The sequence below is a fragment of the Oculatella sp. LEGE 06141 genome (genome assembly GCF_015207605.1).
Taxonomy (GTDB): domain Bacteria; phylum Cyanobacteriota; class Cyanobacteriia; order Elainellales; family Elainellaceae; genus Oculatella.
The window spans coordinates 1-20,499 of record NZ_JADEWO010000054.1 but is presented as its reverse complement, the minus strand read 5'-3'; the positions used below and the strand labels follow the sequence as shown (position 1 = coordinate 20,499).

Annotated in this window: 22 protein-coding genes and 1 pseudogene; 15 read left to right on the top strand and 8 right to left on the bottom strand. The window is 48.9% G+C overall.

Going from position 1 to position 20,499, the window contains the following annotated elements:
* Nucleotides 1-56 precede the first annotated feature (56 nt).
* The 15 genes from IQ268_RS25475 (at nucleotide 57) to IQ268_RS25405 (ending at nucleotide 15,098) form a co-directional block, all read left to right on the top strand.
* Nucleotides 57-464, top strand: a complete 408-nt coding sequence (locus IQ268_RS25475; protein WP_193885148.1) for an FdtA/QdtA family cupin domain-containing protein — start codon at nucleotides 57-59, stop codon at nucleotides 462-464.
* The gene (locus tag IQ268_RS25470) at nucleotides 461-1,615 is read left to right on the top strand and encodes a DegT/DnrJ/EryC1/StrS aminotransferase family protein (RefSeq protein ID WP_193885114.1); all 1,155 of its coding nucleotides are present in this window, start codon (nucleotides 461-463) and stop codon (nucleotides 1,613-1,615) included. The genes IQ268_RS25475 and IQ268_RS25470 overlap by 4 nt, the downstream gene beginning before the upstream one ends.
* A gap of 28 nt (nucleotides 1,616-1,643) precedes the next feature.
* Nucleotides 1,644-2,723: a dTDP-glucose 4,6-dehydratase gene (rfbB, locus tag IQ268_RS25465; RefSeq protein WP_193885112.1), complete on the top strand. Its 1,080-nt coding sequence runs from the start codon at nucleotides 1,644-1,646 to the stop codon at nucleotides 2,721-2,723.
* Between the two features lie 30 nt (nucleotides 2,724-2,753).
* Nucleotides 2,754-3,698 carry a glucose-1-phosphate thymidylyltransferase RfbA gene (rfbA, locus tag IQ268_RS25460; protein ID WP_193885110.1) on the top strand — a complete coding sequence of 315 codons (945 nt, stop codon included), beginning with the start codon at nucleotides 2,754-2,756 and terminating at the stop codon, nucleotides 3,696-3,698.
* Nucleotides 3,699-3,732: 34 nt separating this feature from the next.
* Nucleotides 3,733-4,785, top strand: coding sequence for a uroporphyrinogen decarboxylase (gene hemE, locus IQ268_RS25455; protein ID WP_193885108.1), 1,053 nt, complete (start codon nucleotides 3,733-3,735; stop codon nucleotides 4,783-4,785).
* Between the two features lie 5 nt (nucleotides 4,786-4,790).
* The gene (hemC, locus tag IQ268_RS25450) at nucleotides 4,791-5,777 is read left to right on the top strand and encodes a hydroxymethylbilane synthase (protein WP_193885106.1); all 987 of its coding nucleotides are present in this window, start codon (nucleotides 4,791-4,793) and stop codon (nucleotides 5,775-5,777) included.
* A 7-nt stretch (nucleotides 5,778-5,784) separates the two neighbouring features.
* On the top strand, nucleotides 5,785-6,774 hold the full coding sequence (hemB, locus tag IQ268_RS25445) for a porphobilinogen synthase (protein WP_193885146.1): 990 nt from the start codon (nucleotides 5,785-5,787) through the stop codon (nucleotides 6,772-6,774).
* 73 nt (nucleotides 6,775-6,847) lie between these two features.
* The gene (gene hemF, locus IQ268_RS25440) at nucleotides 6,848-7,900 is read left to right on the top strand and encodes an oxygen-dependent coproporphyrinogen oxidase (RefSeq protein ID WP_193885104.1); all 1,053 of its coding nucleotides are present in this window, start codon (nucleotides 6,848-6,850) and stop codon (nucleotides 7,898-7,900) included.
* Nucleotides 7,901-7,930: 30 nt separating this feature from the next.
* Nucleotides 7,931-9,127: an ABC exporter membrane fusion protein gene (locus IQ268_RS25435; RefSeq protein WP_193885102.1), complete on the top strand. Its 1,197-nt coding sequence runs from the start codon at nucleotides 7,931-7,933 to the stop codon at nucleotides 9,125-9,127.
* Nucleotides 9,128-9,152: 25 nt separating this feature from the next.
* On the top strand, nucleotides 9,153-10,322 hold the full coding sequence (gene devC / locus IQ268_RS25430) for an ABC transporter permease DevC (protein ID WP_193885100.1): 1,170 nt from the start codon (nucleotides 9,153-9,155) through the stop codon (nucleotides 10,320-10,322).
* A gap of 64 nt (nucleotides 10,323-10,386) precedes the next feature.
* Nucleotides 10,387-11,427, top strand: a complete 1,041-nt coding sequence (rfbB, locus tag IQ268_RS25425) for a dTDP-glucose 4,6-dehydratase (RefSeq protein WP_193885099.1) — start codon at nucleotides 10,387-10,389, stop codon at nucleotides 11,425-11,427.
* A gap of 106 nt (nucleotides 11,428-11,533) precedes the next feature.
* The gene (locus IQ268_RS25420; protein ID WP_228035717.1) at nucleotides 11,534-12,265 is read left to right on the top strand and encodes a DevA family ABC transporter ATP-binding protein; all 732 of its coding nucleotides are present in this window, start codon (nucleotides 11,534-11,536) and stop codon (nucleotides 12,263-12,265) included.
* Between the two features lie 106 nt (nucleotides 12,266-12,371).
* A complete protein-coding gene (locus tag IQ268_RS25415) occupies nucleotides 12,372-13,040 on the top strand; it encodes a heme-binding protein (protein ID WP_193885098.1) in 669 nt (222 codons plus the stop codon).
* A 58-nt stretch (nucleotides 13,041-13,098) separates the two neighbouring features.
* A complete protein-coding gene (locus IQ268_RS25410) occupies nucleotides 13,099-14,067 on the top strand; it encodes an ABC transporter ATP-binding protein (RefSeq protein ID WP_193885097.1) in 969 nt (322 codons plus the stop codon).
* A 203-nt stretch (nucleotides 14,068-14,270) separates the two neighbouring features.
* On the top strand, nucleotides 14,271-15,098 hold the full coding sequence (locus IQ268_RS25405) for an ABC transporter permease (RefSeq protein ID WP_228035716.1): 828 nt from the start codon (nucleotides 14,271-14,273) through the stop codon (nucleotides 15,096-15,098).
* A 14-nt stretch (nucleotides 15,099-15,112) separates the two neighbouring features.
* Here the strand turns inward: IQ268_RS25405 and IQ268_RS32430 are convergent.
* The 8 genes and pseudogenes from IQ268_RS32430 to IQ268_RS25370 all read right to left on the bottom strand — a co-directional run.
* A pseudogene (locus IQ268_RS32430) lies at nucleotides 15,113-15,330 on the bottom strand (IS1 family transposase); the annotation flags it as partial.
* 115 nt (nucleotides 15,331-15,445) lie between these two features.
* Nucleotides 15,446-16,564: a hypothetical protein gene (locus IQ268_RS25400; protein ID WP_193885096.1), complete on the bottom strand. Its 1,119-nt coding sequence runs from the start codon at nucleotides 16,562-16,564 to the stop codon at nucleotides 15,446-15,448.
* 16 nt (nucleotides 16,565-16,580) lie between these two features.
* Nucleotides 16,581-16,850, bottom strand: a complete 270-nt coding sequence (locus IQ268_RS25395) for a hypothetical protein (RefSeq protein ID WP_193885095.1) — start codon at nucleotides 16,848-16,850, stop codon at nucleotides 16,581-16,583.
* Nucleotide 16,851: 1 nt separating this feature from the next.
* On the bottom strand, nucleotides 16,852-17,058 hold the full coding sequence (locus IQ268_RS25390; RefSeq protein ID WP_193885094.1) for a hypothetical protein: 207 nt from the start codon (nucleotides 17,056-17,058) through the stop codon (nucleotides 16,852-16,854).
* A gap of 55 nt (nucleotides 17,059-17,113) precedes the next feature.
* On the bottom strand, nucleotides 17,114-17,311 hold the full coding sequence (locus IQ268_RS25385; RefSeq protein WP_193885092.1) for a hypothetical protein: 198 nt from the start codon (nucleotides 17,309-17,311) through the stop codon (nucleotides 17,114-17,116).
* Nucleotides 17,312-17,313: 2 nt separating this feature from the next.
* Nucleotides 17,314-17,691, bottom strand: coding sequence for a calcium-binding protein (locus IQ268_RS25380; protein ID WP_228035715.1), 378 nt, complete (start codon nucleotides 17,689-17,691; stop codon nucleotides 17,314-17,316).
* A gap of 104 nt (nucleotides 17,692-17,795) precedes the next feature.
* Nucleotides 17,796-19,562 (bottom strand): SWIM zinc finger family protein, encoded by a 1,767-nt coding sequence (locus IQ268_RS25375; RefSeq protein ID WP_193885090.1) that lies wholly within the window; start codon nucleotides 19,560-19,562, stop codon nucleotides 17,796-17,798.
* 621 nt (nucleotides 19,563-20,183) lie between these two features.
* Nucleotides 20,184-20,324 (bottom strand): hypothetical protein, encoded by a 141-nt coding sequence (locus IQ268_RS25370; RefSeq protein WP_193885088.1) that lies wholly within the window; start codon nucleotides 20,322-20,324, stop codon nucleotides 20,184-20,186.
* Nucleotides 20,325-20,499 lie beyond the last annotated feature (175 nt).

Genomic DNA, 20,499 nt, shown 5'->3' with positions numbered 1-20,499 from the left:
CCGTTCCATTGATTGGGCCACGTCTTAAACCAGGCGATCGCCTCAACCGAAGCGGCATTGACCAATGTCACATCATTGAGCTTCCCAAGATTACAGATCATCGCGGCAATTTGACCTTTATTGAGAACAACAAAACCATTCCTTTTGATATCAAGCGGGTCTATTACCTGTACGATGTTCCCGGTGGCGCAGAACGCGCAGGCCACGCCCACAAAGCCTTACACCAGGTTTTGGTAGCGATGTCGGGCAGTTTTGATGTCGTGATCAAAGATGGGTACGAAACGAAGAAATATCATTTAAACCGTGCCTACTATGGTCTTTACATTTGTCCAATGGTATGGCGCGAAATTGAAAATTTCTCTTCGGGATCGGTTTGTATGGCGTTGGCATCCGACTTTTACGATGAGTCTGATTACTACCGCAACCATCAAGACTTCATCAATGCCGTCGGAGAGCAATTATGAAGGTTCCCTTTCTGAACTTAAAAACATCCTACCTTGAACTTCAACCCGAGTTAGATGCCGCTTATCAACGCGTGATGAAGTCGGGTTGGTATGTGCTTGGGCAGGAAGTAGAGGCGTTTGAAGCAGAATTTGCGGCCTATTGTGGAACGCAGTACTGTGTCGGCGTGGGCAATGGACTGGAAGCGCTCCACCTGATTTTACGAGCGATGGATATTGGCTCAGGAGATGAAGTGATTGTGCCAGCAAACACTTACATTGCCACCTGGCTAGCCGTTTCTCATGCTGGAGCGATGCCTGTTCCCGTTGAACCCGATGAACACACCTATAACATTGATCCACAGCGAATTGAAGCCGCAATTACACCAAACACCAAAGCAATTCTGGCCGTTCATCTGTATGGACAGCCAGCGGATATGGACACCATCAACGACATTGCTAACCGCCACCAGCTCAAGGTCATTGAAGATGCAGCTCAAGCCCACGGCGCACGTTATAAAGGCCGACGGGTGGGTAGCTTAGGAGATGCCTCTGGATTTAGCTTTTATCCCGGCAAAAACTTAGGGGCATTGGGTGATGGTGGAGCCGTTACCACCAATGATAGTGATTTAGCTCATAATATTCGGTTACTCAGCAATTACGGTTCGCGTGTTAAATATGCCAATGAAATGAAAGGCTTTAATAGCCGCTTGGATGAGCTACAGGCAGCTTTTTTGAGGGAGAAGCTAACCCGGCTGGATGAGTGGAACAGCCGTCGTACTCGGATAGCGAACCAGTACCTTAAAATCCTTTCAAACAGTGTTGATTTAACGCTGCCATTTGTGCCAGCGTGGGCAGACCCCGTGTGGCACTTGTTTGTGGTGCGCTATGCCAATCGTTCTGGTTTGATGCACCATCTGCACCAGGCAGGAATTGATACTCTGGTTCATTATCCTGTTCCACCCCACTTATCTGACGCCTATACAGAATTACATTTAAGCCGTTTGCCGATCGCAGAACAGCTTGCCCAATCTGTTTTGAGCCTGCCCATCAGCCCTCACATGACCGATGCCGAGGGTATGAGTGTAATACACGCCGTACAGGATGCAGTGCCCGATCGCCGCAGTCTGATTGATTCGTGGATAACCAAACCAGCGATCGCCTCATCTATCTAAGATTCTTGTCCGATTAGGATGTAAAACCATGCAGACAGTTTTAGTTACAGGTGGAGTTGGGTTCATTGGTTCAAACTTCATCCTCAAAGCGCGAAAAGAGCAATGGGCTAACATTATCAATCTGGACAAGTTAACCTGCGCCTGCAATCCTCAAACGTTAGCCAAATTGCAGGATGATGCTGGATATCATTTTGTCCAGGGAGATATTGGCAATGCCGAACTGGTGCGCGATCTGCTGGAGCGTTATCAACCCAGTGCCGTTATTAATTTTGCAGCCGAGAGCCACGTCGATCGCTCCATTCTCAACCCCCAGGACTTCATTCAAACGAACGTACTGGGAGCCTTTCAACTGCTAGAAGCCAGCAAACAGTATTGGGAAAGGTTGTCTGCCCAACAGCGAGAGTCCTTCCGGTTTTTACATGTGTCTACGGATGAGGTGTACGGCTCGCTCTCGCCCACTGATTCCGCGTTTCGAGAAGATACGCCCTATGCGCCAAACAGTCCTTATGCGGCATCAAAAGCTGGATCAGATCACCTGGTACGGGCTTACTTTCACACCTATGGTCTGCCTACATTAATTACCAACTGCTCCAACAACTATGGGCCATACCAGTTTCCCGAAAAACTAATTCCCTTGATCATTCTCAATGCATTACAGGGGCGATCGCTTCCCATCTACGGCGATGGTCAAAATATTCGAGACTGGCTCTATGTCACCGATCACTGTGAGGCGCTCTATCTGATTTTGCAATCCAGTCGTATAGGAGAAACCTACAATATCGGCGGCAACAACGAGCAGACGAACCTGACGGTGGTTGAAAAAATTTGTGCCATTTTGGATGAGCTGGTTCCTACTAACGATCGCTACTCGTCGTTAATCACCTTTGTGAGCGATCGCCTCGGTCATGATCGGCGCTATGCCGTTGATTGCAGCAAAATCAACCGCGAGTTAGGTTGGCAACCCAACGAGAATTTTGATAGCGGTTTATTGAAAACGATTCAATGGTATCTCAGCCATCCCATTTGGGTGCAGCAAGTGCAATCGGGTGCGTATCAAACCTGGATTCAGCAGAACTATGGCGATAAGGTCACTGTGTTATCTCGCTAGCGAGATCCTATATCACTTGAGGAATTCATTATGAAGGGCATTATTCTAGCGGGTGGTTCTGGTACACGGCTGTACCCACTCACCCAGGTCGTGAGCAAACAGTTGATGCCAGTCTATGACAAGCCGATGATTTACTATCCCTTGTCTGTTCTGATGTTGGCTGGGATTCGAGAGATTCTGATCATTTCGACGCCGACTCACTTACCCTTGTTTCAACAACTGTTGCAGGATGGTAGCCAGTGGGGACTCACGTTTAGCTATGTCGAACAAGCCAAACCGGAGGGTATTGCTCAGGCGTTTATCCTGGGGAAAGAGTTTATCGGTAACGACTCTGTTTGTTTGGTGCTAGGCGACAACCTCTTCTATGGCAATGGTCTGGTTGAGGTATTGGCTCATGCCGCTCAACTGCGTGAGGGTGCCCTCATTTTTGGGTATCGGGTGGCCGAGCCGCAGCATTATGGAGTCGTTGAATTTGATGCTACAGGGCAGGTTTTGCGCCTGGAGGAAAAGCCCTCAATATCTAAATCCAATTACGCGGTGCCCGGCATCTATTTCTATGATTCTCAGGTGACAGAGATTGCGACTCAGTTGGCTCCGTCCCCTCGCAATGAACTGGAAATTACCGACTTGAATCAGGTTTATCTCCAGAAAGGACAACTGCGAGTCGAGGTGTTAGGCCGAGGTTACGCCTGGTTGGATACGGGCACTCACGAATCGCTCCATCAGGCTGCCAGCTTCATTCAAAGTTTGGAACAGCGGCAGGGGTTTCAAATCGCCTGCATTGAAGAGATTGCCTATCGTCAAGGATACATTGACGGGGAGCAACTCTATCGACTGGCGAAACCATTGGCAAAAAGCAGTTATGGACGTTACCTGATGGACATCATTGAGAGTGATATTCGTGCCACGCAGGTGCAACCGTTCAATCGAGTAATTCCATTGCATGAAATCGCTGATGCGAACAAAGCCTCTTGACTATCCACCCACTTTTTTAATGTAGGAGAACGGTATGGAAAATGTTTCACTGCTACAAGCGGCGCGAGGTGAGGTGTTCGATCGCCCCCCTGTATGGATGATGCGTCAGGCAGGACGGTACATGCAGGCGTATCGAGATTTGCGCCAAAAGTATCCCTCCTTTCGAGAGCGGTCTGAAACGCCTGATATCGCGGTTGAGATTTCACTACAACCGTTCCGCGCCTTCCAGCCCGACGGTGTGATTATGTTTTCCGATATCCTGACGCCCCTACCCGGCATTGGTATCCCGTTTGATATCATCGAAAGCAAAGGGCCAGTCTTTGAACACCCGATTCGGACGCAAGCTCAAATTGATGCCCTGACTCCGCTTGATCCTGAAACTGCTTTACCCTTTGTGCGGCAAATTTTGACAACCCTCCGCCAGGAGGTGAATGAGTCCGCAACTGTTTTAGGCTTTGTGGGTGCGCCCTGGACGCTGGCGGCCTATGCCATTGAGGGCAAAAGCTCAAAGGATTATGCCATTATCAAACGCATGGCTTTCTCCCAACCCGCCATGCTGCATCAGTTTTTAGCAAAACTGGCAGACGCGATCGCCCTCTACGTGCGCTACCAAATTGATGCGGGTGCCCAGGTGGTGCAACTGTTCGACTCGTGGGCGGGACAACTAACCCCCTACGATTATCAGACCTTTGCGCTTCCCTACCAGCAACGAGTCGTCAAACAGGTCAAGCAAACCCATCCCGATACGCCTCTGATCTTGTACGTCAACAGCAGTGCTAGCGTTTTAGACTTAATGGCGCAATCGGGTGTGGATATTGTCAGTGTCGATTGGACGGTGGATATGGCCGTGGCGCGGCAGCGGCTCGGTGCCACGATGGGCGTGCAAGGTAATCTCGATCCATGCGTATTGTTTGGTGATAAAGCCTTCATTCGCGATCGCATTCTGGATACAGTGCGTAAAGCCGGAAACCAGAAGCACATCATGAACCTGGGGCACGGGGTCTTACAGAACACGCCGGAAGAGAACGTCGCCTTCTTTTTTGAGACCGTTAAGCAGCTCAATTACTCATCCAACGATTTCAACTAACAGCTATGACGCAACTTCGCTCGGCTTCATCTACCCTGGCTCGTCCGTCTCGCACGATTCGGATTGGCTCTCGTAAAAGCCAACTGGCTTTAATTCAAACCTACTGGGTGCAAGAACAGCTCCAGAAACGGTTTCCCGATCTCACCGTTGAAGTTCACACCATGTCCACCCAGGGCGACAAAATTCTGGATGTGGCTTTAGCCAAAATTGGCGATAAGGGACTATTTACGAAAGAATTGGAATGGGCGATCTTAAATCGAGAGATTGACTTTGCCGTTCATTCGCTCAAAGATCTGCCAACTCGCTTACCCGATGGATTGACGCTGGCGGCTGTAACCGAACGAGAGAACCCGGCAGATGCATTGGTGGTGCATGAAAAGCACCGCGATCGCCAAATTGAGACACTGCCAGAGGGTGCCATCATTGGTACATCGTCCTTACGCCGTCTGGCACAATTGCGCCACCGCTTTCCTCACTTCACGTTTAAGGATGTTCGAGGGAACCTGAATACACGTCTGGCGAAGCTAGATAGTGGAGAATATGATGCGCTAATTCTGGCCGCTGCAGGGTTACAGCGGTTAGGGATGAGCGATCGCATTCATCAAGTTTTGCCAACCGATCTTTCTCTCTATGCGGTTGGGCAGGGTGCATTAGGCATTGAATGCCGTGCTGATGATGTCGAAATCCTGTCGCTGTTGCAGGCGATCGAGCATATCCCAAGCCGCGATCGCACCCTGGCCGAACGCGCTTTCTTGAGGGAACTGGAAGGCGGTTGCCAGGTGCCTATTGGCGTTCACACCCAGTTGCAGAACGACAGGCTGACCTTAACCGGACTGGTTGCCAGCGTCGATGGTAAACAGGTAATCAAAGATACGGTAATGGGTTCAGTGAGCGACTCAGAGGAACTGGGGCAACGGTTAGCACAGCGCTTGCGGCAGCAGGGTGCCCAGGCGATTTTGGATGACATTTTTACCACAATCCACAGAGGTTAAAGACGCTATGTTTCCAGTGCATCGTCCGCGTCGCTTGAGAAACCATCCGCAGCTACGTCGGATGGTGCGCGAAACCGTTTTGACAACCAGCGATTTAATTTACCCTCTCTTCGCCGTACCCGGTAACGCCATTGCTAAGGAAGTGAAGTCAATGCCGGGGGTTTACCAGCTATCGGTTGACAAAATTGTGGAGGAAGCCCAGGCGGTCTACGACCTGGGGATTCCTGCCGTGATTTTGTTTGGCATCCCAGAGGATAAAGATACAGAGGCGACCGGGGCATGGCACGCCTGTGGTATGGTGCAACGAGCAGCGGCGGCAATTAAACAAGCTGTACCCGACCTGATTGTGATTGCAGACACCTGTTTGTGTGAATACACCACGCATGGACACTGCGGCTATCTGGACGTGGGGGATTTGACCGGGCGCGTCTTGAATGATCCAACCTTAGACCTGTTGCAGCGAACAGCCGTTGCTCAAGTTAATGCCGGGGTTGATATCATTGCGCCATCGGGCATGATGGATGGATTTGTGCAGGCCATTCGGCTGGGGCTGGATGAGGCGGGTTTTCAGGACATTCCCATTCTCTCGTATGCCGCAAAGTATGCCTCGTCTTACTATGGCCCGTTCCGCGATGCGGCTGAATCCACGCCGCAGTTTGGCGATCGCCGCACCTATCAAATGGATCATGGCAATGCCCGTGAAGCGCTCAAAGAAGTGGAACTGGATATCAGCGAAGGGGCTGATATGTTGATGGTTAAACCCGCGTTAGCGTACATGGATATTATTTGGCGCATCAAGGAAGCCACCCACTTACCCGTCGCGGCGTACAATGTCTCTGGCGAATATTCCATGATCAAAGCGGCAGCAATGAACGGCTGGATTGATGAACACCGCGTCGTCATGGAAACATTAACGAGCTTTAAACGGGCGGGTGCCGATTTAATTCTGACCTATCATGCCAAAGAGGCGGCTCGCTGGTTAGCAAAAGGTGGTTAATCATGATCCATCTTCAAACATTGGTGATGGTGCAATTGCTTCAGATAATCACGTTTAAGGAGATACCGTTGAGATGACGATCGCTTTCACTCCTCAAACCCCGTTGTCACCCAGTCTGCCTCTCGATTCAAATCTGGCTCCAACGAATGCCAGGGCTAGAATTAGCCAATTTATGCAGCAGTTGCAGGATGAGATTTGCGAGGCGTTGCAACAGCTCGATGGAGTCGGCCAGTTTCAGGAAGATACCTGGGAACGAGCCGAAGGCGGTGGCGGGCGATCGCGCGTGCTGCGGGACGGAGCCGTATTGGAACAAGGAGGAGTCAACATTTCGGAAGTGTTTGGCTCGCATCTACCGTCCTCAGTGTTGGCACAACGGCCAGATGCCGCTGGACATACCTTTTATGCCACGGGCATCTCTATGGTGCTGCATCCCCGCAATCCGTATGTGCCGACGGTTCACCTCAATTATCGCTACTTTGAAGCTGGCCCAGTCTGGTGGTTTGGCGGTGGTGCCGACTTAACCCCTTATTATCCCTTTGCGGAAGATGCGGCTCATTTTCATACCACGTTAAAGCGTGCCTGTGATACACATCATCCCGACTATTACCCGGTGTTTAAACGCTGGTGTGATGAGTATTTCTTTTTGTCTCATCGGCAGGAGACACGGGGGGTTGGCGGTCTCTTTTTCGACTACCAGGATGGTCAGGGGAAACTGTATCGAGGTCAACACCCAGACGGAGCAGCGGCAGCTTACAGTAACCAGGTTGGCACGCCTGCGCTACGCAGTTGGGAGTCATTGTTTGCCTTTGTACAGGACTGTGGCAAAGCGTTTCTATCGGCCTATGTTCCCATTGTTGAACGGCGACAATCAATGGAGTATGGCGATCGCCAGCGTAATTTCCAGCTCTACCGTCGCGGTCGCTATGTAGAATTCAATCTGGTACACGATCGGGGCACGATCTTTGGTCTACAAACCAATGGACGTACCGAATCTATTTTGATGTCGCTACCGCCGCTGGTGCGTTGGGAGTATGGTTATCGTCCAGAACCCAACACCCCAGAAGCCGAGTTATACGACACTTTCTTGAAGCCTCAAGAGTGGGCAAACTGGCCTTCCATCGCCTAGTCAGGCTGCAAATCATTCCCAGGACTCACTATGAACTTTCAACAGCTATTAAAACCGTCGAATCCGTGGATGCTGGTTTTAGTGATTGCTGGTACTGTCACCTCCGGTGCCATTGCAATCTATAGTGTGGCTCAATTAAAACCGAGCAATGATCCGGTTGCAGTGGTGGCACCCCCGGTATCCGTGCGCCAGATTACGGCTTTAGGACGACTGGAACCGACCACAGAAGTCATCAAACTCTCCGTACCCGCAACCTTGAATAATGATCGGGTCGCTGAGTTACGAGTACAACGGGGCGATCGTGTTGAGACGGGGCAGGTCATTGCTGTTTTAGATAGCCGCAATCGTTTGCAAAGTGCCTTACTGGAAGTGCAGGAACAGTTGAAAGTGGCTCAAGCTGAGCTGGTGCAGGTAAAAGCGGGAGTGAAAGCAGGAGAAATTGCAGCCCAAAGAGCCGAGATTGCTGAGTTACAGGCTGATTTAAAGGGAGAGGTGAGCCAACAGCAGGCGGCGATCGCCCGCTGGCAGGCGGAGGTTAATACAGCCACAGCCGAGTACGATCGCTATGTCTCGCTGTATCAAGAAGGAGCGATTTCTGCCTCTGATCTGGATCAACGGCAGCTTGACCTGGAAACCACACAAGCGCAGTTGAACGAAGCGAAAGCCGGACAACAACGCGCAGCAGATTCCTTACAAGAACAGATCCGGCAGGCAGAAGCAACGCTCGATCAACTGGCTGAAGTGCGTCCTGTGGATGTACAGGTGGCTCAGGCTAGGGTTGATCAGGCGATCGCCGCCGTTAAAAAAGCAGAAGCCGACTTAGCAGAAGCCTTTATCCAGGCACCCATCACCGGACGCATTCTCGATATCTATGCCAATCCAGGGGAAGTAGTGGGTGAGAAAGGCATTGCAGAGTTAGGACAAACGAGCCAGATGCAGGTTGTTGCCGAGATCTATCAAACCGATATCAATCAGGTACGTGACGGTCAACTGGCGTTAATCACCAGTAATTCATTTCCAGGCGAGTTGCAGGGAACGGTTAGTTTCATTGGCCTCCAGGTGAATCAACAAGAGGTGACTAGCGGCGAACCCGGAGAAAATCTCGATCGTAAGGTAATCAATGTGCGAATTCAATTGAATCCACGCGATAGCCAGCGAGTAGCTGATTTAACCAACTTACAAGTACAGGTTGCTATCCAACCGGAGCGCTCATCGATCAACCGTTAGCCTACACTCTCAACCCAATGAATTCATGTTTCATAAACTGTTTCGCAAAACGCCTTTAGCATGGCGGCAGATGAGCCGGGAAAAAGCACGACTGCTGGTAGCCATTACGGGCATTGCTTTTGCTGATGTGCTGATGTTTGTGCAATTGGGATTACAAGACTCCCTGTTTGATTCCCAGGTGCGACCTTATGCCACCCTGCAAGGCGACTTGTTTCTGGTCAATACCCTGTCAGATAACCTGGCCTCTGTCAAAAGCTTCTCGCGCGATCATCTGTATCAGGCCGCTGGTATTGATGGGGTGGCGGCCATTAGTTCGCTGTACATTGGTCAGGCCGATTGGCGAAATCCAGACAACCGTGCCAATCGCCAAATCTTTGTGTATGGCATTGATCCCGATCGCCCTGCTTTTAACTGGTCAGAATTGAATCAGCATTTGGATGAGCTGAAGTTATTGGATCGAGCGCTGTTTGACCGAGCGGGAGCCAGCCCTCAGCTTGGCGATATACCTACCTTGCTGGAAAAAGAGAATCCGCTTTCCATTCAGGTCAATGCGGCTGACCTTCAAATCGTGGGACTGTTTACGTTGGGTACCTCATTTACAGCAGGAGGTAACCTGCTTACGAGTGATTCCACGTTTCTGCGGCTGTTTCCCCAGCGTCAGGCCAGCGACATTAGTGTGGGGATCGTGCAATTGGAACCAGGTGCAACCATTGAGCAGGTACAGGCTCAACTGCAATCCATTCTGCCCAACGATTTGCTGGTACTCACCCGCGATCAATTTACCGCTCGTGAACTGGCTTTTTGGACGACTGGTTCTCCCATTGGCTTTATCTTTGGCTTTGGTGTAGCGATCGGCTTTATGGTTGGCACCGTGATTGTTTACCAGATTCTGTATACCGATGTGTCTGACCATTTGCCAGAATACGCCACCTTAAAGGCAATGGGCTACAGCGAGCTGTATTTGATTGGAGTCATCATTCAAGAATCTCTGATTTTAGCGGCACTGGGTTTTCTGCCGGGTTTTTTGCTCTCAAGCGGACTGTATACCCTGTTTCAATCCGCCACACTTCTCCCGTTAGCAATGAAACTGAATCGAGCAATCACCGTACTGGTGCTAACCATCATTATGTGTGTGGGAGCCGGAGCCATTGCCCTGCGGAAATTGCAGCAAGCCGATCCCGCTGATATTTTCTGACGTTCAATTTCAGTTCCTCAAGAATTGCACTACTAATTAACATTTGGAGTTAGGGAGACAACAGATGAGGATTCTCGTCACAGGTGGTTCTGGCTTTATTGGCTCAGCCCTTTGTAGATATATCATTGAACAAACAGATTGGTCTGTCGTCAATGTGAGCCGATCGCCCTACTCTGCCTCAACTCAGGCATTAGATTTGGTTAGAAGTAGCGATCGCTACCATTTTGCTCAGGGTGATATCACTGATATCAATTTCCTCAGGCAAACCCTCTGGACGTACTCCCCGGAGGCGGTGATTCATCTGGCAGGAGAATCGAGCGTCGATAAATCGCTGGTCGCGTCTCAACAGGCTTTGGAATCAAACATTTTGGGTACCAATACGCTGCTGGATGCAACCTGCGGCTACTGGAGGCGATCGCCCGATGACCGTAAATCGAGGTTCAGGTTTATCTACGTTTCCACGGTTGAAGTATACGGTTCGCTCGGACATCTAGAAAAATTTAAGGAGGATTGTCCCTATCGCTCCTCTTCTCCCTATGCCGCATCGAAAGCCGCGTCTGAACAACTGGTTTGGGCCTGTGGAGCGAGCTATGGTTTACCCATCATCATTACTAATTGTTCCAACAACTACGGGCCTTATCAATCGACCCAGAAGTTGATTCCGGCAACGATTACACGAGCCATGAACGGAGAAAAAATTCCCGTTTATGGAAGTGGACAAAATACTCGGAATTGGTTATATGTAGATGACCACGTTAAAGCATTGCTCTCCATTCTGCGGTTGGGTCAACCGTTTACCAAGTACAACATAGGCACCTCCGACGATTTGACTAATTTAGCGGTAGTTAAACGCATTTGCCATCTTTTAGATGAACTGCTACCCTCCCATGAATACAGCCAACGAGAAACGTTAATTGAATTTGTTCAGGACAGGACGGGACACAATTTTCGATCCTCAATTGATTGGAGTAAGATTAACCAGGAAATCAACTGGAGTCCAACGGAACGGTTCGATAGCGGTCTTGAGAAAACCGTGAAGTGGTATATCAATCATGAAGGCTGGTGGCGATCGTCCCCCCTTGCTAAAGTCCATGCTGTTGCTTAGCTCCCGATCCGTAAGCGTGATGCCAGGGATGAATTGATTGCACCTCAAGGTTTAGACATTCAAACGGTTGTCAATCGGGTTCACAGGTACCTTTAAAGCGAAAACCATGACTTCCAGCACTCCAACCTCTCGATCGCCTGTTCCTGAGATATCAACAATGAATCCTGTGATCTCGGTCTGTCGTCTCAACCATTACTTTGGTCGAGGAGATCTTCGCAAGCAGGTATTATTTGATATCAATCTCACGATTCGTCCAGGAGAAATTATTATCATGACAGGCCCATCGGGGTCGGGAAAAACGACATTGCTAACTCTCATGGGTGGGTTGAGATCGGTTCAGAACGGTAGCCTTAGAGTTCTGGAACAGGAAATGTGTGGTGCCAGTAAATCACGCTTGATGCACACGCGACGGCAAATTGGCTACATTTTTCAAGCCCATAACTTACTGACCTTCTTAACGGCCAAGCAGAATGTGCAAATGTCGTTAGAATTACATGACGAGTATCTCAATCAAGATGTAGACCAGTTAACCAGCGCGATGCTCGAGTCCGTTGGCCTGGGTCATCGGGTCGATTACTATACCAATAATCTTTCGGAAGGACAAAAGCAGCGGGTGGCGATCGCCCGTGCCCTGGTTAGCCGTCCTAAAATTGTCCTTGCAGATGAACCCACGGCTTCCCTTGACAAGAAATCGGGACGTGATGTTGTCGAACATATGCAGCGTTTAGCCAGGGAACAGGGATGCACCATTTTGCTGGTCACTCACGATAACCGAATTCTGGACATTGCCGATCGCATCATTCAGATGGAAGATGGTCGGTTGCTGACAGGAGGGTAAAAACTTGGTCTAGCGGTAGAAATCGCTCCTTACCTGCTTTCTTCATAGCTCTCCTGCTGCCGTATCATCTCTGTTCGATCGCTGAGAAAAGCCATGAGAAAAGACAATGGTCAAAAGAGTTACTATTATTATCCTTTTAGCGGGTCTGTTGTTAACCGCATGTGGAGGTCTTGTGAGCCAGTACGAAGAAGCAAAATACAGCGTTTTGCAGTCGCAGGGAGACATTGAAATCCGGCAGTACGAGCCTAAACTTGTAGCAGAAACGGTAGCTCAGGGAACAAGAGATGCTGCACTCAACACTGCCTTTTCTATTCTGGTCAATTACATCTTGGGCGAAAACATGCCTGCAACCGAGATCGCCATGACGGTACCTGTGACGCAGGCGGCGGAAAGCCAAAAGATTGCTATGACTGCGCCGGTTCTACAACAAGAGTTAGGGCAAGACATCGCCATGACAGCTCCAGTTGTGCAAAGGGGCGATCGAACGGACTGGGTTATCCAGTTTGTGATGCCAACACAATACACGCTGGCAACACTGCCCAAACCTAACGATTCCCGGATTGCGATCAAAGAAGTGGAGGGTAACAAAGTGGCCGCTATCCGGTTCTCTGGCTCTGCTAGCGACCAAACCATCCGGGAAAAGGAAGCGAAACTCCGTGCTTATCTGAATCATCACGGGATCGATACCCAGGGTAGTGCGATGACCGCTTTCTACGATTCACCCTTTACTTTGCCTTTCTTTAGGCGCAATGAAATCATGATTGAACTGAAATAGTGCTGCACCGTGTTTTTGTAATTGCATAGTATCGTTTGCTGATGAGTATTTTTTGCTTATGAAAGCCCTTGAAGCCTACAGCCTTAAAAAAATGTACCGCCAACATCACCAAACGGTGGAAGCGGTCAAAGATGTTTCTCTAGTTATTCTCCCAGGCGAAGTTTTAGCGTTTCTGGGGCCAAATGGAGCAGGCAAAACAACCAGCATTAAAATGATGGCAGGGTTGATTCAACCCGATGCGGGTTGGGTCAGAATTGCTGGCGGGAATCCCCACCGTAACCCAGCGGTTTTACAACGCATGGGAGCTGTACTGGAAGGAAATCGCAATGTGTATTGGCGGTTAACTCCAGAAGAGAATTTAGAATACTTCGGCGTGTTAAAAGGACTCTCTATCCGGGAGGCTCGGCAATCGGGACGGGCACTTTTAGAAAGATTTAACCTATTACATAAACGCCACACTCCCGTACAGCAGTTGTCGCGAGGAATGCAGCAGAAATTGGCCTTTGCGGTTGCCCTGGTGCATCGTCCGTTGCTGTTGCTGCTGGATGAACCGACCCTGGGTCTGGATGTGGAAGCAACTGAAGAGGTGAAAGTGTTAGTGCGAGAAATTGCCGCGTCTGGCTGCGCTATCTTACTTACCACTCATCAATTGGCGATCGCAGAAGAACTGTCGGATCGAATTGCCATTCTGCAAAAAGGAGAAATATTAACAGAATCACCCACTCAAGAACTGATCCGGCAGTTTTCGGGCACTAATTACAAAATTGAAATGGAAACCGCATTGGATCAGGCCAGACTGGCAGAGTTAAAGAGAATCGGTGCCGCTATTGAAAACGAAACCGTTGTGTATGTCAGCAATCCAGAATTGCTCTATCACGTTTTCAATGTGCTTAAACCCCTATCATTGAATTGCGTCGCTAAAGAGCAACCGGATCTAACTCAAATCTTTTTGCAAATTGTGCGAGAAGGAACACCTCACCAAAAAGAATTACTGCGTTCAACCGAAGAGGATGCTTTAAAGGTCTGATTCGTTAACCCAATAGGTGTAGGGGCGAAGCATTCGGTAGACAATTTCTCGGTTGTTGCAGCCATCCTGATTTGTAGCTTGCTTCTCGCAAAGTATGCTTCGCCCCTACCAAGACGTAAAAGATACGTTTCAAACACTTCGGCAGAAGCCCTTAAAACAGACCGGAAGTATTGCCCGTAGCCTGCTTTCCGCAGGGTCATGCTATGCCCTTGCACGAGGCTTTTGCCCATTTCAATGACGTTTTACAGGTCACAGCCATGTTAGAACTATTCTTAGCTGAGTTTCTCCGCAGTTGGCGGCAGTTTCGCCGTTATGCAGGTGAGGCTGTTGGGTTAATTGGCGTTACCACCATTTTGTTCTACGGGCTTTTTTTAGGCGCTCGTTACGTTGCTGGCCCTGCTTTACAATTAGAGGATAAAATTGACTCCATCATCGTTGGCTATGTCCTCTGGACTTTAGTGCTGTATATCATTTCTGACATCGCCGGAAACTTACAAGAGGAAGCTCAAACCGGTACATTAGAGCAATTGTTTCTATCCAAATTTAGTGCTACTAAGCTTCTCTTGATGAGAACGCTAGCCAGTTTAACCCTACAGATGGTGATTATTTTCAGCATTCTGTTTATTATTATGGGCTTAACTGGCAGTCGCTTGACCTTTACACCAGTGTTGCTTTTACCCTTTATCACCGTGCTGACCGGAACCTACGGTATGGCGTTTATATTGGGCGCGATCGCCTTATTACTCAAGCGCGTTCAACAATTGATTGGAGTGGTTAACTTTATCCTGTTGTTCCTGCTTGTAACCCCCACTGAAACATGGTCGCCTCCACTAAACTTTTTAGCCCAATTACTACCAATTACGCCGGGTGCAGGGTTGTTGCGCGATCTAATGGCAAGGGGTGAGAGTTTAAGTGTTGTGGGATTGGGTATCGCTATTATCAATGGAGGATTTTACCTGGCAGTAGGGTTAATCCTGTTTCACCTCGCTGAACGGCGGGCAAAACAGAGAGGAACGCTCACTGGCTATTAAATGCGATCGAAAATCAATTCATCCGGATGTTTTCCCACTCGTGCTGCCAGGATCAATCCACTCGAATCGGCTAAACTCAACGCAATCCAGCAGTCCCCTACTTCTAATTCATCCGGGAGGCATTGCTTTTGTTTTTTTTCACAAATGACCCCATCTCGTCAGCAGACACTTCTTGGGTTTTGACTGTTTGTACTTGGGCATTATGCACCTGTTGCCCTCGCCCACTAGCCGCTTCTTGCCGAGAGTTCAAATCTTGAGCAACCCTTTGCCGAAAGTGCAACTCATACTTATAAAATTTGCTTATGTCTTTGGCTGCCAGTCTGAAGAGATCTGTCTGGATTGACCCACTACCCTTTGATGGTTTTGAATCGCGTAATTAAGGCAGGACGGTTTTGGTAGTCCAACTTAAGTTGCTCAAAACGCTGGATGAATTCAGGTAGTCGTCCTTGATGGACTGCTAAGTCCCGTAGGTCTTTGAGGAGAGCAGTGGCTTCATCGTAGGGTTTAGCCTGCTTAAGTTCAATCAGTTCTACCACTCGCTCCCAGGTCTGGGCTTCTTTCGGAGCCAAAGCCTCCAGTTCCTTAATACGCTTTTTCTTGGCGGTATTCTGTTCCCGTTGGTGTCGCTTTTGTTGAACTGTTTCGGCAATTGCTTGCAGTTCAGAAAACCGCCGATGTCCTGATTTCGATCGAGATGCCGACTGAGTTGCGCCTGCCAGTTCCTTTAAGCGATTAATCAGTAGTAGATCAACGTGCGGTTCTCGACGTACCAGCTTCAGCAAAAATTTCTGCTTTTCATCTGCTGATAGTTCCTCAAGCCAGTTTTCTAGTGATGGCTCTGATGATGGCATTTGGCGATCGCTTTCCTGTGCTGCTGCTGCAACTAAATCCGGATCAAGTTCGACAAGTTCGACAAACGCTTGCAGTGAGTCAGAAAGCTTGTCCAGGTTAGGCGGAATGGGAGGTTCAACCGGATCATCCTCTAGGTCATCGTCCACAAAATAAGGCGCTGTTCGTAGCCAAACCAGATACAGCAACCGCAAATCACCATGCAGTAACTCATCTCGAAGCGGCAGTAAACGGGGCAGCCAGCCTTCCCCCTCAACCCAGCCACGGATACCTTCTTCCTCGTTAATTTCGATATCAAGAATGACGTACTTCGGGGTGGTGGAAATGGTAATCGTGTCAGGCAATTCGTAAGGTTGGAACCACTCTGGGTTAACGATCGCCTTTGGAAAACGAAATATCAGTTGCCAGGTGCCCCAGTTGGCGATGTAGAACATCATGTCAAAGTACTGAGTGAGTACTTTCTCTGGATTGCCCCGAAAGTCGCCATAGTTGTAAAGGAATATGGCTTGATGGGGAGTGAGTTGAACTCGGCTCGAAAGTTTGCGGATCTCATCCTGCTCTTTCTTCGTCAAAGGACGATCGATCGCCTGAAATTCGTAATACTGATATTCGCTCATGGGTGGTTTCCTCTGCTCATTTAGGAAATGAAACACTCATATCCTGATAGACTTCAAGGTCAAATGTCCAAAATTTAAACTCGCTCCAAATATCATCAATGACTTTATACTGAGCTGCTGTTTTCATGGTGAAATTGGTGATCAGAGAAATGCGCTCGCCTGTTTGAGCCGTTTGCACGGTGATACTCTTTGGATTATTCGTTAGCTTAGACGCTGCATTTCTCAAGCTATCAAAATCCTTCTCTTCAGGTGGGATATCAACTTCAATGACGACTTCTACATTCATATCAACCTAACCCTAGCTGTTTCATGGCTTTCCACAAATTGCTGCGTCGCTGATGAACATCACGCCACTCAGCTAGAAGGGTTTCATAGTTTTGGGGAGACAGTTCCTTCAATGCAACCATCCACTTTGCATGCACGGTGTAATCAGATTTAGAAGCGGACTCTGGTTTAGGAACAAAATTTTGTAGGTGTGTTTTCCAGTAGTTCATGACTTGCTCCAACGAATCGGCGGAAGCATATTGTTTGAGATAGTCTTGTCGTGATTTATCGTTCTCTGTCACATACAACCAGAATTTGCCTGACCGTTTGCTGTGTGTCTCCAGGAAGCTGGGCGATCCCATAGGGATTAGCTTCGCTGCGCGCCTCCTCCTGCAACTGCGGTGACAAAACCATAAATAGTGCATCCAGCAATTGAGCCAATTCCTGTTGAGTTAATGCATTCAGCAGGCGATTGGATTTCATACTCACCCCAATTCATATCCTTGTTCCATCCAATAGTGCCAATCCCCGATCGCTTCTTCAGTTTCATCATCTACCTTGATGCCTTTGAGTTGCACAAGGGGCACTGCCAACTCTCGATCCATCCAGCGAATAACGACAAACATTTCTCGCTCACACTCATCTTCAGGAGCCATCTCGATCACGTCTACAACTTCTTTTAACTTCAGGGGAGAAATTTTGCGCTCTAGAATGCACTTGCCCTGAAATGGAAAGCTGATCTTATCTTCCAGGTAGTAGTACCATCCCATTGCCTGCTCTTCCGGTCCATAGGCATCGACGATCGCTTCCATTGAAATCCGATGCTCCCGCTCTTCATCTTTTTCGGCTTTTTTTCTCGGCATGATGCAACCTCCAATTGGAATACCGCATTATAAAAGCTTTGGAATGGGTTACGATTCGATCAATTAAGAGAATTAACAGTTCTTGTGAGCATTCCCTTCCGGTTTCAGGTCAGGTCTCGCTGTTGCAGCATTGCAACTAATTTGTGCTTACGGGTATGGGTTTGCATCAAGGCTGTACGATGGCGGTGCCATTCCTCCTGCTGACCCAACTGAAGGTAGGCAGCCCGGACTCGACGCAACCAGTTAAGCGCGTGATGGTAATACTGCGCTTGAGCTGCATTGATAATCGACTCGGCACGGGGACGGGCGTTTTCAATCACCCAATCAGGACGATGGGCGATCGCTGCATCCATGACTGGATGAATAATATCCGATTCATAGGAACTGAGCTGAGTGACGGTGGCGATCGCGTCCTCAATTAAGCCCTCCTCCAAGAAAATGGCAGCTTTTGCCTTCGCATGCAGGCTACTGGAGCTTTGCCGCAATGTATCGAGCAATTCTGGTTGCAGGGAATCCCAGCGATGACCCGCCAACTCCTTCAGTTTCAGGTAATCCGGCAGGGAGGGCTGGAGTTGAAATGCTTTTAATCGTGTCTGGAAGGCAATTTCTAAATCGATGCCCTCTGCCAGTTCGCTGGCCCAAACAGCTAATCCATAGTGATTAGAACCGCCCAACGATAGCCCTTGCATGGCAATGTTGAGTGCTGACTTCAGTTCCCCCTGTTGCCGAAGCGTTTTCGCCAGCGTCCAGGCTTCACCCGCCGTACTCATTTCCTGTTCTGCCAGGGCAATGGCTTCCTGCGATCGCCCCAACTTCGTCAGCATTTGCAAGTAGCGATCGGTCTGCCCTTCTGCTTCTGCAAGATAAAGATACTCTTGATGTCTGCCCTGCCGCTCTAGAATCTTGAGCCGAATCCAGGCAAGATCATCAGCAAAATCAGGGGCTTCGTCTTCCCAGGCACCCAATTCAGTAATGTTTCCCTGTAAAACCTCCTGAAGTGGCGGGTACTCCCATCCCTGCTGTAGCGCCGTCAGGCTCATCTCAAAGCTATCAACGCCATAATCGACAACCTCTTTTTGCCAGTTCTTTAGCTCCTTTTGCCATTGCTGAAATTCGCTGGTGGTCAATTCAGCACTCAAAATCGCTTCAGTTAGGGCATCATCTAGCTCTTCAAAAAACGCTCCACTTTCACCGCTGGAGCCGTCCAGGTTCATCCAGTCCTGCACATAAGCCCGCACGATCGCACCCAAAATGATCAGCGCATTGTTGCCATCACCCTGCTCCAGGAACTTGTCTGCCTTTTGAATAATTTCCCGAATTTCATCCAGAGCGGGTTCATCATTCCACTGCTCTACATACCGATTGATAATTCGTTTAACCTGTCGCTCGATTGGCTTGGGATCAACGGTAGTGCGGCGAGGAGCCTTTTGTGATTTTTGGGTTTTGGATTGGGTCAGTAAGGCAATCTGAACCTCAACGGCATCCATCCATTCTGGCTGCTCGTTGGCAATATTTTGCACGATCGTTTCTAACTGCTCACGGTTAAGAGAAGCCAGCAATGTAGCCAGTGCAGGACGATGCTCAATGCGATCGGGCTGATTTAGGCAGGTTAAGAGGACGGCAACGATGTGCTTACACCATCCTTCGTAATCATAGGGACAGGTACAAGTTGCACGAGTAATCCCGCCTTGATCAAAATAAACATTGATCTGGTAATCGGTTGCTTCACTACCTTCAACCCTGGCAAGTAATCGATCGCCGCGTTGAATCAGAGAATGAACTGAACCAGCCCGGTAATAACCCTGTCCTCGCTCGAACGATTGAGCGATCGTATGGTGACGAATGGTTGCCTCGCTCAAGCTTGGTATCACTGATTTCCCCTGAATTGTTTCAATTCGCCTTATTTTAAATTTTAGGCAAAATCTTAACGTCTCAACGTCCGAAAGCAACGCCTAGCCAGAATATTCCATCTCCAAATCGATTGCCATTAACTAAATCAAATTGCCATTAGCAATTCGTCAAAAGATGAAATTGCTTACCAAGATGGGACTTGGGATGGCTGATAATAAAGCATCTCTCTGCCGCTTGAAACTTCAATCATCCCCTTGCCAAACTGGCAAAGATTTGGTTGAAGTCACACATGAGCATACAACCATAAGTTGAGCAGGCTACAAGGCATAAGTTGAGCATAATCCAGAGAACTGGTAGCCTGAGATCCCTATCTCTTCGCTCTCAAATTCTAGTCAGTTTCGCCCAAAACAAGCATAAAGTGAGCATCGTTCAAAATAAAAGCCATAAAGTGAGCATAATTTGAGAACCTCTGAAAAGCTTGCTGCTACTGGATTGTAGCAATTATACTTTCAACACAGAAAAATAATCGGCAGAATTAGATGTGGCAAAAGCCTATGTAGCCTCCCCAATCGCCCAGTAAACAGCACCTAAGCCTCTTGCCCTGTAGCTGGCTCCGCAAGGTGAATCAGTTGAGCTATCCACTATTCCAGCTTCTGTAGGATTTGCTGCCATTGCTCAATTTGCCGTCGTAACCCAATGGCACGCTCGTTAAGGGGGGATGCAGGAGAATCGCCCTCTGCTGATTGGTCTTCCAACAAACCTGCTTCAGTTGATTCAGCCAATTCAGCTTCGGCTTGAGCGATCGCCTGCGTCAGAATTTTCCCAGGCTAAGGGGTCGTTAAGAAATAACTTCACACTTTCTAGGTAAAATATTGCTTAACTTTGAGCATAGAATTACCAGAGCCGTGTCTGAACAACCAGTGCATCAATGCCAATGTCCGATTTGCCAAGCAACCG